The sequence below is a fragment of the Salmonella sp. SAL00653 genome (assembly GCF_046552515.1).
Lineage (GTDB): Bacteria > Pseudomonadota > Gammaproteobacteria > Enterobacterales > Enterobacteriaceae > Salmonella > Salmonella enterica.
In genome coordinates this window covers 53,028-66,272 of record NZ_JBGDTY010000021.1, presented here as the reverse complement: position 1 = coordinate 66,272, position 13,245 = coordinate 53,028, and the positions used below count along the sequence as shown (strand labels likewise).

The 13,245-nt window shown below is 53.1% G+C and carries 11 protein-coding genes; 5 read left to right on the top strand and 6 right to left on the bottom strand.

The features are described 5' to 3' along the window. Window positions 1-6 precede the first annotated feature (6 nt). Both ACLJRU_RS21000 and mfd read right to left on the bottom strand, forming a co-directional pair. The gene (locus ACLJRU_RS21000) at window positions 7-972 is read right to left on the bottom strand and encodes a L,D-transpeptidase family protein (protein ID WP_000482970.1); all 966 of its coding nucleotides are present in this window, start codon (window positions 970-972) and stop codon (window positions 7-9) included. Window positions 973-1,119: 147 nt separating this feature from the next. Continuing rightward, on the bottom strand, window positions 1,120-4,566 hold the full coding sequence (gene mfd, locus ACLJRU_RS20995; RefSeq protein WP_001114323.1) for a transcription-repair coupling factor: 3,447 nt from the start codon (window positions 4,564-4,566) through the stop codon (window positions 1,120-1,122). Between the two features lie 337 nt (window positions 4,567-4,903). On the opposite strand from mfd, the gene lolC reads away from it, so the two are divergent. Genes lolC through cobB form a run of 5 tightly spaced genes read left to right on the top strand, consistent with a single transcriptional unit; the run spans window position 4,904 to window position 9,821 of the window. Beyond that, window positions 4,904-6,103 carry a lipoprotein-releasing ABC transporter permease subunit LolC gene (gene lolC / locus ACLJRU_RS20990; protein WP_001518787.1) on the top strand — a complete coding sequence of 400 codons (1,200 nt, stop codon included), beginning with the start codon at window positions 4,904-4,906 and terminating at the stop codon, window positions 6,101-6,103. Then, window positions 6,096-6,797, top strand: a complete 702-nt coding sequence (gene lolD, locus ACLJRU_RS20985; protein ID WP_001539722.1) for a lipoprotein-releasing ABC transporter ATP-binding protein LolD — start codon at window positions 6,096-6,098, stop codon at window positions 6,795-6,797. The genes lolC and lolD overlap by 8 nt, the downstream gene beginning before the upstream one ends. Then, on the top strand, window positions 6,797-8,041 hold the full coding sequence (gene lolE, locus ACLJRU_RS20980) for a lipoprotein-releasing ABC transporter permease subunit LolE (RefSeq protein ID WP_000168091.1): 1,245 nt from the start codon (window positions 6,797-6,799) through the stop codon (window positions 8,039-8,041). Before lolD ends, lolE begins: the two co-directional genes overlap by 1 nt. Window positions 8,042-8,069: 28 nt before the next feature. Then, entirely contained in the window at window positions 8,070-8,981 is a 912-nt protein-coding gene (nagK, locus tag ACLJRU_RS20975) for an N-acetylglucosamine kinase (protein WP_000291242.1), read from the top strand. A gap of 18 nt (window positions 8,982-8,999) precedes the next feature. Beyond that, the gene (gene cobB / locus ACLJRU_RS20970) at window positions 9,000-9,821 is read left to right on the top strand and encodes a Sir2 family NAD+-dependent deacetylase (protein ID WP_001191855.1); all 822 of its coding nucleotides are present in this window, start codon (window positions 9,000-9,002) and stop codon (window positions 9,819-9,821) included. Window positions 9,822-9,902: 81 nt separating this feature from the next. Here the strand turns inward: cobB and potD are convergent, their stop codons facing one another. The 4 genes from potD to sifA form a co-directional block, all read right to left on the bottom strand. Further along, on the bottom strand, window positions 9,903-10,949 hold the full coding sequence (potD, locus tag ACLJRU_RS20965) for a spermidine/putrescine ABC transporter substrate-binding protein PotD (protein WP_000759329.1): 1,047 nt from the start codon (window positions 10,947-10,949) through the stop codon (window positions 9,903-9,905). 24 nt (window positions 10,950-10,973) lie between these two features. Continuing rightward, complete coding sequence (gene potC / locus ACLJRU_RS20960; protein ID WP_000580299.1) at window positions 10,974-11,753, bottom strand: spermidine/putrescine ABC transporter permease PotC; 780 nt, start codon at window positions 11,751-11,753, stop codon at window positions 10,974-10,976. Window positions 11,754-11,808: 55 nt separating this feature from the next. Further along, a complete protein-coding gene (locus ACLJRU_RS20955) occupies window positions 11,809-11,979 on the bottom strand; it encodes a hypothetical protein (RefSeq protein ID WP_153810775.1) in 171 nt (56 codons plus the stop codon). 90 nt (window positions 11,980-12,069) lie between these two features. Continuing rightward, a complete protein-coding gene (gene sifA / locus ACLJRU_RS20950; protein WP_023234867.1) occupies window positions 12,070-13,080 on the bottom strand; it encodes an SPI-2 type III secretion system effector SifA in 1,011 nt (336 codons plus the stop codon). Window positions 13,081-13,245 lie beyond the last annotated feature (165 nt).

Genomic DNA, 13,245 nt, shown 5'->3' with positions numbered 1-13,245 from the left:
TCACGCTTACAGCGACTGCGGTTTCGCCTCTGCTTGACGGGTTACATCCACCGGCATTCCGGAGCGCACTTCCATAACATGTTCCATCACCGCGGCGTCGGTCTGCGGCGCGTCCTTAAAGGTCTGCATCGGGCCATTCAGCACAATCGGCAACACCTGCGGATCGTCGCCTATATTTTTAGACAGCGGCTGATGAACTTCCACCAGTCGCACGCCGCCTGGCTCCACCGAGGCTTTAATCGGCGTATTGATAATATTCACTTTGGTTCCCGGCGTGACTTGACGGAACAATGTCTCTATATCACCGTCGCGCAGACGGATACAGCCGGAACTGACGCGCATACCAATGCCAAAATCGGCATTCGTGCCATGTAACAGATAGACGCCGCCGTAGGCCGCTAAACGAATCGCGTGATGCCCCATTGGGTTATCGGGACCGGCAGGCACCACGGCGGGGAGATCGATGCCTTGCGCTTTATAACGGGCGCGAATATTGGCGGTCGGCGTCCAGGTTGGATTGGCGCGTTTATCCGAAATGGTCGTCACCATCGTTGGCGTCAGGGTATCGCCGCCCAGTTGGCCAATCCCGATAGGGTAGACCGTGACCGTATTTTTCCCCGGTTGATAATAGTAAAGCCGTAATTCCGCGAGGTTAATGACGATACCTTCACGTGGCGCGTCCGGTAGCAGCGTTTGCAGCGGAATCGTCAGCACGCTGCCTGCGCGTGGCACGTAAGGATCAATGCCGGGGTTGGCCTGTAACAGGGCTAAAAAGCCCACGTTATATTTTTTGGCGATCGCCTCCAGCGAGCCGCCGTCGTCTTCAACGACATGGAATTTATTTTCTCCCACCAGTCGACTGCCGGGGGGCGGAAGAGGCCACGTATTCGCCTGCGCGGGAAGGGCAAGCATGATGGTCGCGGTAAGCGCAAGCAACGCCCACCAGCGAGAGAGTCGCGTATTGTTGAACATTATAATAAACCCATGATTATTATGTGGTTATTTTTATAAAAGAGGAAATAAGAATTATGGCGGTTGGCTGTGTCTGGAACTGCAGGGAAGTGCAAAGAATTTGTAAAGATTAGGCCGGACGCAGAGTAATGACGCCCGGCCTGACGCTTATGCAATAGCGTTTTCTTCCAGTTGCTGCATGAACTGGCGTACCCAGTCTATACGCGTTTTACGTTCGCTTAAATCCTGAATAAACTTGAGGCGCGTCGGACCATCCAGACGGAAATGCTGCGGCTGTTTTTGCAGCAACCCGATAAGCCAGGCGGGGTCAACGTGGTTTTTCTCGGCGAACTCAATCGTTCCGCCTTTCTCGTTACCCTCCAGTTTTCGGATGCCGAGCTTTTGCGCCTGTTGGCGCAGGCGGGCGATATCCAGCAGATTACGCGCCGGATCGGGCAGCAGGCCGAAGCGATCGATCAATTCCACTTTGATCTCCTCCAGCTCGTTTTCGTTCTTCGCGCTGGCAATGCGTTTATAGAATGACAGCCGGGTATTAACATCCGGAATAAAATCATCCGGCAGTAACGACGGCATTCGCAGCTCGACTTCCGTTTGCTGACTGGTGAGATCTTCCAGCGAGGGTTCGCGGCCTGCTTTCAGCGCATCAACGGCGTTTTCCAACAGTTCCATGTAGAGTGAGAAGCCAATGGTTTCCATTGAGCCGCTTTGCTCTTCGCCTAGCAGTTCGCCCGCGCCGCGGATCTCCAGATCGTGGGTCGCCAGCGCAAACCCGGCGCCTAAATCCTCCAGCGACGCAATCGCCTCCAGCCGTTTTTGCGCATCGGTGGTCATGGCCTTAGGATGTGGCGTCAACAGCCAGGCGTAGGCCTGGTGGTGCGAGCGCCCAACGCGGCCACGCAGCTGGTGCAACTGCGCGAGGCCGAAATGATCCGCGCGTTCAATGATGATCGTGTTAGCGGTGGGAATGTCGATCCCCGTTTCGATAATGGTAGTACACACCAGCACGTTAAAACGTTGATGGTGGAAATCATTCATGACCCGTTCCAGCTCACGTTCGCGCATCTGCCCGTGGCCTATAGCGATTCGCGCTTCCGGCACCAGTTCCGCCAGCCGCTCTGCGGCTTTCTGAATATTTTCGACGTCATTGTACAAATAGTAAACCTGACCGCCGCGCAGGATTTCACGCAGAATCGCTTCCCTTACTACCAGGCTATCATACTCGCGGACAAAGGTTTTTACCGCCAGACGACGGGCAGGGGGGGTGGCGATAATGGAGAGATCGCGCATACCGCTCATCGCCATATTCAGCGTCCGCGGGATCGGCGTCGCCGTGAGCGTCAGAATATCGACATCGGCGCGCATCGCCTTAATTCGCTCTTTGTGGCGCACGCCGAAACGGTGCTCTTCATCGACAATCAGCAGGCCGAGGTCGCGCAGCTTCACATCGCTTTGTAGCAGTTTATGCGTACCGATCAGAATATCGATCTTACCCTCGGCGGCTTCCGCCAGGATTTGCGTCTGCTCTTTGGCGCTGCGAAAGCGGGACAGCATCTCAATGCGTACCGGCCAGTTGGCGAAACGGTCGCGGAAGTTGTCATAGTGTTGCTGCGCCAGCAGCGTGGTCGGCACCAGTACCGCTACCTGTTTATGGTTTTCCACCGCCAGGAACGCGGCGCGCATCGCCACTTCGGTTTTGCCGAAGCCGACGTCGCCGCACACCAGCCTGTCCATCGCCAGCGGTTGGCACATATCGCTCAATACGGCGTTAATCGCCTGTGCCTGATCGGGCGTCGTTTCAAACGGGAAGCTGTCGCAGAATAACTGATACTGCTCACGATCATGCTTAAAGGCAAAACCCTCTTTTGCCGCCCGTTGCGCATAAATATCCAACAGTTCCGCTGCGACATCGCGCACTTTTTCCGCCGCTTTCTGCCGGGCGCGCGACCAGGCGTCGCCGCCCAGTTTATGCAGCGGCGCACTTTCTTCCGCGCCGCCAGCATAGCGGCTAATCAGATGCAATGAGGAGACCGGCACATACAGTTTGGCGTCATTGGCGTAGGTGAGCATCAGATACTCACCCTTGATGCCGCCAGCCTCCAGAGTGGTCATGCCGGCATAGCGTCCGACGCCGTGCTCCAGATGCACTACCGGTTGACCGACGTGGAGCTCCGCCAGGTTACGAATCAACGTATCCGGGTTGATCGTGCGGCGGGAATCCAGGCGGCGACGCGCGACCCGTTCACCCAGGAGATCGCTTTCACAAATCAGCGCCAGATTGCGTTGGGTGTCGATAAAGCCATGTTCTGCGGCGCCAATCATCAGATAGCGTCCCGCATCCTGCGCCTCGTCCAGGCGTAATATCCGCTTCGGCGCGATTTTTATGCGGGCCAGGAGTTCTCCCAGCGCTTCGCGACGTCCTTCGCTTTCCACCGAAAAAATCACCGGACCGCTGAAAGATTCGAGGAACTTACGCAGCGCGTCCAGCGGCGCTTTCTGCTGCGCCTGGATAGCCAAATCCGGTAATTTCTGGAAACCGAGATTGGTATTGGCGGCTTTTTCCGGCAGATGGTCGGTTTTAAGCTGGAGGCGAGGCCAGCGTTTAAGCTCGGAAAAGAGCTCATCCACTCGTAGCCAGAGGGCTTCCGGCGGCAAAAGCGGGCGCATAGGATCGACGCCACGATTTTCAAAACGCGCCAGCGTATCGGCCTGAAAGCGTTCGGCGCTGGTTTCCAGCGAGCCGGTATTCACCACCAGAGTATTGGCGGGGAAGTAGCTAAATAATGGCGGTAACGGTTCGCTGAAAAAGAGCGGCTGCCAGTATTCGATCCCGGCGGGCAGAGTGCCTTTGCTGACCTGCTGATAGATGTGCTCGGCGTCGCGTTTTACCTCAAAGGTATCGCGCCACTGGCTACGGAAAAGCTCAATAGCGGCTTTGTCGGTAGGAAATTCGTGCGCGGGCAACAAATTGATGGCCTCGACCTCCTCCAGCGTACGCTGGGTATCCGCGTCAAACAGACGCAGGCTGTCGATTTCATCATCAAAAAAGTCGAGGCGATAAGGCTGTTCGCTGCCCATCGGAAAGAGATCCAACAGCGCGCCGCGCGTCGCGTATTCGCCATGCTCCATCACCTGATCGACATGCCGATAACCGGCGCTGTCAAGCTGCGCGCGCAGAGCGTCGCGGGACAGCCGCTGGCCTTTTTTCATCACCAGCGCATGACCATGCAGATAGCTATGTGGACAAACGCGCTGCATCAGGGTGTTTACCGGTACAATCAAGACTCCGCGCTGCATCGACGGCAACTGGTAGAGCGTGGACAGGCGCGAAGAGATAATTTCCTGATGCGGGGAGAAGCTGTCATACGGTAGCGTTTCCCAGTCCGCCAGGTTCATCACCATCTGATCGGTAAACTGGCGGATTTCATCATGCAATCGCAGAGCATTTTGCATGTCAGGCGCTATGAGTACCACCGGACCGGCATGGCGTTCGGCTATCTCCGCCACCAGCGTAGCGCAGGCGGCACCGGTAAGTTCGCCCAACTGGCGCTGATCGCCCGCTTTTGTCGGCAGCGTGTAACGTTGTTTTTCAGGCATAACGGTTGTCAGTATCTCTTTTTGTTTTACGCCGCACTCTACGCGTCACCCTTCAGGCTGTTTCATGGTTGGCTGCGCGCCAGGACAGCATGAAGGACTCAGGTATTCAGGGGCATATGACTGATAAGCAATGTTCTTTATTATCCGCGATCGTTGTTTATTAGCAAATTGAATCCGCCGGATAATACGCCGAACAGGTAAAGTATGAACATGTAAGTGACTTGATTTGTCGGCCTTTTTCAGAATAACGCTGACGAACTCTTACGGTTCAGACATTTACGCATTCCGCTTTCGCTTATATACTCGGGACTTTGCTAACAGCAACCAGACGGATTACATGTATCAACCTGTCGCTCTATTCATCGGCCTGCGTTACATGCGCGGGCGTGCAGCAGATCGCTTCGGTCGCTTCGTTTCCTGGCTTTCCACTATCGGCATTACCCTGGGGGTGATGGCGCTGGTCACGGTATTGTCGGTGATGAACGGTTTTGAGCGCGAACTGCAAAATAACATTCTTGGTTTGATGCCTCAGGCCATCCTCTCTGCTGAACATGGCTCTCTTAACCCGAATCAGATGCCGGAAAAAGCGGTGAATCTGCAAGGCGTTAACCGTATTGCGCCGCTGACGACGGGCGATGTCGTACTGCAAAGCGCGCGTAGCGTTGCGGTTGGCGTGATGTTAGGTATCGATCCGGCGCAAAAAGATCCATTAACGCCGTATCTGGTCAATGTGAAGCAAAGCGAATTACAGCCGGGTAAGTATAATGTCATCCTCGGCGAGCAGCTCGCCGGACAGTTAGGGGTCAACCGCGGCGATCAGATTCGGCTAATGGTGCCATCTGCCAGCCAGTTTACGCCAATGGGACGTCTGCCCAGCCAGCGTCTGTTTACGGTGATTGGCACATTTGCCGCCAATAGCGAGGTCGATGGCTATGAAATGCTGGTCAATATTCAGGACGCGTCGCGTTTAATGCGCTATCCGGCAGGCAATATTACCGGCTGGCGTCTGTGGCTGGATGAACCGCTGCAAGTCGATACCCTCAGCCAACAGACGCTGCCGCAAGGCACGAAGTGGCAGGACTGGCGCGAACGCAAAGGCGAGTTGTTCCAGGCTGTGCGCATGGAAAAGAACATGATGGGATTGTTGCTGAGTCTCATCGTGGCAGTCGCGGCTTTTAACATTATTACTTCGTTGGGCCTGATGGTCATGGAGAAGCAGGGCGAAGTGGCGATTTTACAAACTCAAGGGCTGACGCCGCGACAAATTATGATGGTCTTTATGGTGCAGGGCGCCAGCGCCGGGATTATCGGCGCGCTGTTGGGCGCCGCGCTGGGCGCATTGCTTGCCAGCCAACTGAATAACCTGATGCCGATCATCGGCGCGTTTCTGGATGGCGCTGCGTTGCCCGTGGCGATAGAGCCGTTACAGGTGATCGTTATCGCTCTGGTGGCAATGGCCATCGCGCTGCTTTCTACGCTTTATCCTTCCTGGCGCGCTGCCGCCACTCAACCCGCTGAGGCTTTACGTTATGAATAAGATCCTGTTGCAATGCGACAACCTGTGCAAACGCTATCAGGAAGGCACCGTACAAACCGACGTGTTGCACGATATCAGCTTCAGTATCGGCGAAGGCGAAATGATGGCGATCGTCGGCAGTTCCGGTTCGGGTAAAAGTACGTTGCTGCATCTGTTAGGCGGGCTGGATACGCCTACCTCTGGCGATGTGATTTTTAGCGGCCAGCCGATGAGCAAACTCTCTTCTGCGGCAAAAGCGGAATTACGTAACCAGAAACTGGGGTTTATCTATCAGTTTCATCATCTCCTGCCGGATTTTACGGCGCTGGAAAACGTGGCGATGCCATTATTGATTGGCAAAAAGAAACCGGCGGAGATTGATGCTCGGGCGCGAGAAATGCTGCACGCCGTAGGGCTGGAGCATCGCGCAACCCATCGACCTTCGGAACTTTCCGGCGGTGAGCGCCAGCGTGTCGCGATAGCGCGCGCGTTGGTGAATAATCCGCGTCTGGTACTGGCGGATGAGCCGACCGGTAATCTGGATGCGCGTAATGCCGACAGTATTTTTGAGCTTTTGGGCGAGTTAAATCGTCTGCAGGGAACCGCGTTTCTGGTGGTGACTCACGATTTGCAACTGGCGAAACGTATGAGCCGCCAGCTTGAGATGCGCGATGGCCGCCTGACGGCGGAACTGAGTCTGATGGGGGCGGAGTAATGGCGTCGCCTTTATCATTGTTAATTGGCTTGCGTTTCAGCCGTGGACGGCGGCGCGGCGGTATGGTTTCGCTCATTTCCGTCATTTCTACCATCGGTATCGCGCTGGGCGTGGCGGTATTGATTGTCGGTTTAAGCGCGATGAACGGTTTCGAACGCGAGTTAAATAACCGTATTCTGGCGGTGGTTCCGCACGGGGAGATTGAAGCGGTCAATCAGCCGTGGACCAACTGGCGTGAAGCGCTGGCAAAAGTGCAGAAGGTGCCGGGCATTGCCGCCGCCGCGCCGTATATCAATTTTACCGGCCTGGTAGAGAGCGGAGCGAATTTGCGCGCCATTCAGGTTAAAGGCGTCGACCCTAAGCAAGAGCAGCAGCTTAGCGCGTTACCGTCATTTGTGCAAAATCACGCCTGGGATCATTTCAAAGCGGGCGAGCAGCAGATCATTATCGGTAAAGGCGTCGCCGATGCGCTGAACGTGAAACAGGGCGACTGGGTGTCCATCATGATCCCCAATGCGAATGCCGACCATAAGCTGCTCCAGCCCAAACGCGTGCGTTTGCATGTCATCGGGATTCTGCAACTGAGCGGCCAGCTCGATCACAGCTTCGCCATGATCCCGCTTGAGGATGCGCAGCAGTATCTGGATATGGGGTCCAGCGTTTCCGGTATCGCGCTTAAAGTCCACGACGTGTTTAATGCGAACAAACTGGTGCGTGACGCGGGTGAGGTGACTAACAGCTATGTCTACATTAAGAGCTGGATCGGCACCTACGGCTATATGTATCGCGATATCCAGATGATTCGCGCCATTATGTATCTGGCGATGATTCTGGTGATCGGCGTGGCCTGTTTTAATATCGTTTCCACCTTAGTGATGGCGGTAAAAGACAAAAGCGGCGACATTGCGGTATTAAGAACGCTGGGGGCGAAAGATGGTTTGATTCGTGCCATTTTCGTCTGGTACGGGCTACTGGCGGGTTTGCTGGGCAGCTTGATTGGTGTGGCGATCGGCGTTGTCGTTTCACTTCAGCTTACCGCCATTATTAATGGGATTGAAAAGGCGATCGGGCATCAGTTTTTGTCCGGCGATATCTATTTTATCGACTTCCTGCCATCCGAATTACATTGGCTGGACGTTGTTTACGTACTGGTCACGGCGTTGTTGTTAAGCTTACTGGCGAGCTGGTATCCGGCGCGGCGGGCGAGCAACATTGACCCTGCGCGAGTATTGAGCGGCCAGTAATCGCGGAATATAAAAACAAGGAGCGGTGATGTATTACGGGTTTGACATTGGCGGAACAAAGATTGCGTTAGGCGCATTTGACTCAACGCGGCGGCTGCAGTGGGAAAAACGGGTTCCCACGCCCCATACCAGCTATAGCGCCTTTTTAGACGCCGTGTGCGAACTGGTCGCGGAAGCCGACCAGCGATTTGGCGTAAAAGGGTCGGTAGGGATTGGCATACCCGGTATGCCGGAAACTGAAGACGGCACGCTGTACGCCGCGAATGTCCCGGCAGCCAGCGGTAAGCCGTTGCGCGCCGATCTCAGCGCCCGACTGGATCGCGATGTGCGTCTGGACAATGACGCTAACTGTTTTGCCTTGTCCGAAGCCTGGGATGATGAATTCACGCAATATCCTTTGGTTATGGGGCTTATCCTCGGCACCGGCGTCGGCGGTGGCCTAGTGCTAAACGGGAAGCCGATTACCGGTCAGAGCTATATCACCGGCGAGTTTGGCCATATGCGTTTGCCGGTTGACGCGCTAACGTTGATGGGGTTTGATTTTCCTCTCCGCCGTTGTGGATGCGGCCAGATGGGCTGCATTGAGAATTATCTGTCCGGGCGTGGGTTTGCGTGGCTATATCAGCATTATTATGATCAATCGCTGCAGGCGCCGGAGATTATCGCGTTGTGGGAGCAGGGTGATGAGCAGGCGCACGCGCATGTTGAGCGCTATCTGGATTTACTGGCGGTTTGTCTGGGGAATATACTGACGATTGTCGATCCCGATTTATTGGTGATCGGCGGCGGACTATCGAACTTTACGGCAATAACAACGCAACTGGCGGAAAGACTGCCGCGCCATCTCCTCCCTGTTGCCCGCGCGCCGCGCATTGAGCGTGCGCGGCATGGGGATGCAGGTGGGATGCGCGGTGCTGCTTTTTTACATCTTACCGACTAATCAAAAAAAGAGGTTGTTATGCAGTCGCGTCGGTTTCATCGATTAAGCCGCTTTCGTAAAAATAAACGTCTGTTGCGTGAACGTCTGCGCCAGCGGATCTTTTTCAGAGACAGAGTGGTGCCGGAAATGATGGAAAACCCAAGAGTATTAGTCCTTACAGGTGCAGGAATTTCTGCAGAGTCTGGTATTCGTACGTTTCGCGCGGCGGATGGCCTTTGGGAAGAGCATCGGGTTGAAGATGTGGCCACGCCGGAAGGATTCGCCCGTAATCCGGGGCTGGTGCAGACATTTTATAATGCCCGCCGTCAGCAGCTTCAACAGCCGGAAATACAACCCAATGCGGCGCATCTAGCGTTAGCGAAGCTTGAAGAAGCGCTTGGCGATCGCTTTTTGCTGGTGACGCAAAACATCGACAATTTGCATGAACGCGCGGGCAATCGCAACATCATTCATATGCATGGCGAGCTGTTGAAGGTGCGCTGTTCGCAAAGCGGCCAGATTCTGGAATGGAACGGCGATGTGATGCTGGAAGATAAATGTCACTGCTGCCAGTTCCCGGCGCCGCTACGTCCGCACGTGGTGTGGTTTGGCGAGATGCCGCTTGGCATGGATGAAATTTATATGGCGCTGTCGATGGCGGATATTTTTATCGCCATTGGCACATCCGGTCATGTCTATCCGGCTGCGGGTTTTGTGCATGAAGCAAAACTGCACGGCGCACATACGGTGGAACTGAATCTTGAGCCAAGCCAGGTCGGCAGCGAGTTTGAAGAGAAGCACTACGGCCCGGCAAGCCAGGTTGTGCCGGAATTTGTTGATAAATTCCTGAAAGGGCTGTAGTGCTGTTTGCCCGGTAACGCCTTATCCGGCCTACATTTCACGTTACGTTCATCTGTAGGCCTGACAGGCGCTTTGGCTGAATTAGCGTCCTGCTTTTAGCTTCTGATAATACTCTTCATAAATGGCGCTGGCGTCGCCGACATCGTTTTGCCACTCGCCTTTGCTGATGGTTTGCGCATCCGGATAGAGCGACTTATCATTGGCGACCTCCGGGCTTAACAGCTTACGCGCCGCCAGGTTGGGGGTAGGGTAGCCGATGGTTTCTGCCACCTCTTTCGCGACGTCAGGACGCAGCAGGAAGTTGATTAGCTTCAGCGCGCCCTCTTTATTTTTCGCGTTCGCCGGAATAGCCAGGCTGTCCATCCAGAAAATACCGCCTTCCTTCGGCCAGACGACCTCCAGCGGCGTGCCAGCCTGACGAGCAACGAAGGCCGAACCGTTCCACACCATACCCAGGTTGACTTCCCCTTCCATATACGGATTCGCCGGATTATCGGAGTTGAAGGCCGCTACGTTCGGCATCAGTTTTTTCAACTCTTCATATGCCGCTTCGATCTCTTTCGGATCGGTAGTGTTACCGGAATAACCTAGCTTGCGCAGCGCCATCTGGAAGACTTCTCGCGCATCGTCGGTTAAAAGCAGGCTGTTTTTATATTCCGGTTTCCACAAGTCAGCCCAGCTGGTAATGGTTTTTGGATCGATAGCATCGCTGTTCACGCCAATCGCCGTTGCGCCCCAGATATACGGAACAGAATAATCGTTGTTGGGGTCAAACGGTTTGTTGAGCATTTCCGGATCGAGGTTGTGGAAATTGGTTAATTTCGACTTATCGATCTTCTGGATCATGCCTTCTTTGCGCATTTTGTCGACATAGTATGTAGAAGGAACAACCAGGTCATACGCGCCATCTTTATAGGTTTTGAGTTTGGCATACATGGTTTCGTTCGACTCGTAGGTCGAATAAATCACCTTAATGCCTGTCTCTTTAGTGAACTGTTCCAGCAGGCCCGGCGGTACATACTCAGTCCAGTTATAGAAATAGAGCGTGTCGTTGTCGGAGGCATGAGCGGCACTCATACCCAGCGCCAGGGCGCCCGCCGCGAGCAGGTGGCGTGACCATTTTTTCATTTAACGTCCCCTGAATTACGGGCCTTATCGGCCCTTGGTTTTATCACGAGCAATAAGCTGGCTGGCAATGACCATTACCAGAGACAGCACCAATAAAACGGTCGCCAGCGCGTTCACTTCTGGTGAAACGCCGACTTTTACCATGGAATAAATCTTTAAGGGTAAAATTTCATAGCCCGGCCCGGTGACAAACGACGAGACCACTACATCGTCCATCGACAACGTAAAGCTCAGCAACCAGCCCGCCGCCACCGCCGGCATCGCCAGCGGCAGAATGATTTTGCGTAAAATCGTTACCTCACTGGCCCCCAGGTCTTTTGCGGCTTCCAGCATTCTGACATCAAAGCCTTTCAGGCGCGAATAGACCGTGACGACCACAAACGGCAGGCTAAAGGTGATGTGCGAGAACAGCAACGACCAAAAGCCCAGTTGAATGCCGAGTAACATAAACAGCACCAGCAGGGAGATCGCCATCACGATATCCGGCGACATCATTACTACAAACAGCATCCCGCTGACGAATGGCTTCCCGCGAAAGCGGTAGCGATAAAGCGCCACCGCGGTTAACGAGCCAATCAACGTGGCGAAGGTCGCTGAAAAAATCGCCATCGTCAGTGAATGTTGAGCGGCCTGCAACAGACTGTCGTTATTGACCAGTAGTTCGTACCATTTAGTGGTAAAGCCCTGCCAGTTAATGCCGAACCGCGAACTGTTGAAGGAGTTCACGATCAGAATAATGATGGGAATATACAGATACGCATAGATGGCAGTCATGAAACCGCCACGGAGCAGCCGACCGATCATTCAAGTTCCACCTTCTTATTCAGAGGATGGGGTGCTTTTAGAGTATTGAAAATGATCAATTTTTTCTCTTCTCCAAACTCTCTCCAAAACGTCTCGCGGTTATCAGCAGCCAGGAAGAAGCAAGCTGCCGCTTGAAGCCGCGAATTTTACAACAAATTGCCAGACGAGCGGGGAAAAAAAGGCCATTTAAATGACTATTCTCATCCGATCCGGTCATATGCGGCATTATTGCGCCTGGCAAGAGGTTACTCAGTAGGCAAACAGGAAGTACGTGAGTAAACCCTGAACGTGACGTCTGAGAAAGCGTCGTCTGATTTTATAAAAAACAACATAAACAGCCGCTTTGTTGTTCTGAGCGAACGTGTAGCGTGGTTAACTGTTCTTCCGCCATTTTTTGTATAGCCTGGGGGTCTATTCTAAAAATGGCGTGAAAAACCTGATCAGAGATGGCTTCGACTATCTCAGCTAACATACTTTGGCTGGTGCTGGGATCCGTTACGAGGAACGCCTGAAACGTCTTATCCGCTAGTAAAACCTCTTTTACCATTTTTTCAATAGGTATGTGGGTATGCGGTGGTGGTATTTCAAGCTGTTTTAATCCACACATCGCCATTGTTTCTAAAAATGCGTTTTGCTGAGTACTTTCGGATATATTCGCATGGTGTAAAATGCGCGTTGTCTTTTCAATCCCAGACTGAATTTTCGCTGCCAGGTAGGTTGCCTTTTCTTGCGCTTTCCACCCATCTAAATGTCCTTTTCTCAATTCAGTATATAAATACCCCTCTATGTTGTCTAATGGAACCGATAATATCGGCGCGCCAGCAGGATTGAGACATAATGTCGAAGGGAGGGGGTAGTCTACGATTTCGCTATATCTTCTCTTAATCATGGCCGTCATTTGTGGATGCGATTTTAAAATATCCGGGCGATCTTTCATTAAAAAATAAAGATTCCCCATGACTTCACAGCTAAAGGTATCGGTATTTTGAGTGATACGTAACAATTCGTTCTCTTTGTTTTGATCCATGATGCGAAGAATAATGGTGGCATCATTTTCATGAGGATTATGAACCTGAAATCTATCTCTTTGCGATGCGCAGGCTAACTCTTTCAACTCAAAAAAAATCTCTGTAAGCCGCTCTCGTGTGGGGGCGCGTTCGGCAAACAACATCTCATGTAGACAACGGTCCGCTTTTGCTTTGCCAGTAGAAAAAAAGAAGTCTTTAATTTTTTCCCATAAAACTTTCCACCATGCTTCTTTCGTATTCCTTGGGGAGTTGGTAAGGATTTCACTTTTTAAAAAACCATTCCCTATAGTAATCGGCATATTAATCTCACTTATACTGGAGTAAAAATGACTACATAATTGATTAAATCGACCCTTTTTATCTCAACTGCGGGCGTATCGGATATAATATAATTTTTAAAAGAGACTGGCAATCAGTATAAAACCTGAGAGCTTCGCGTATAAACGCATTACTGTCTGTGATAG

Coding starts and splice junctions, on each gene's coding strand:
- nagK (WP_000291242.1), top strand. CDS start 8,070: ATGTATTACGGGTTTGACATTGGCGGAACAAAGATTGCGTTAGGCGCA.
- potC (WP_000580299.1), bottom strand. CDS start 11,753: ATGATCGGTCGGCTGCTCCGTGGCGGTTTCATGACTGCCATCTATGCG.
- lolC (WP_001518787.1), top strand. CDS start 4,904: ATGTATCAACCTGTCGCTCTATTCATCGGCCTGCGTTACATGCGCGGG.
- ACLJRU_RS21000 (WP_000482970.1), bottom strand. CDS start 972: ATGTTCAACAATACGCGACTCTCTCGCTGGTGGGCGTTGCTTGCGCTT.
- cobB (WP_001191855.1), top strand. CDS start 9,000: ATGCAGTCGCGTCGGTTTCATCGATTAAGCCGCTTTCGTAAAAATAAA.
- lolE (WP_000168091.1), top strand. CDS start 6,797: ATGGCGTCGCCTTTATCATTGTTAATTGGCTTGCGTTTCAGCCGTGGA.
- sifA (WP_023234867.1), bottom strand. CDS start 13,080: ATGCCGATTACTATAGGGAATGGTTTTTTAAAAAGTGAAATCCTTACC.
- potD (WP_000759329.1), bottom strand. CDS start 10,949: ATGAAAAAATGGTCACGCCACCTGCTCGCGGCGGGCGCCCTGGCGCTG.
- ACLJRU_RS20955 (WP_153810775.1), bottom strand. CDS start 11,979: ATGCCGCATATGACCGGATCGGATGAGAATAGTCATTTAAATGGCCTT.
- mfd (WP_001114323.1), bottom strand. CDS start 4,566: ATGCCTGAAAAACAACGTTACACGCTGCCGACAAAAGCGGGCGATCAG.
- lolD (WP_001539722.1), top strand. CDS start 6,096: ATGAATAAGATCCTGTTGCAATGCGACAACCTGTGCAAACGCTATCAG.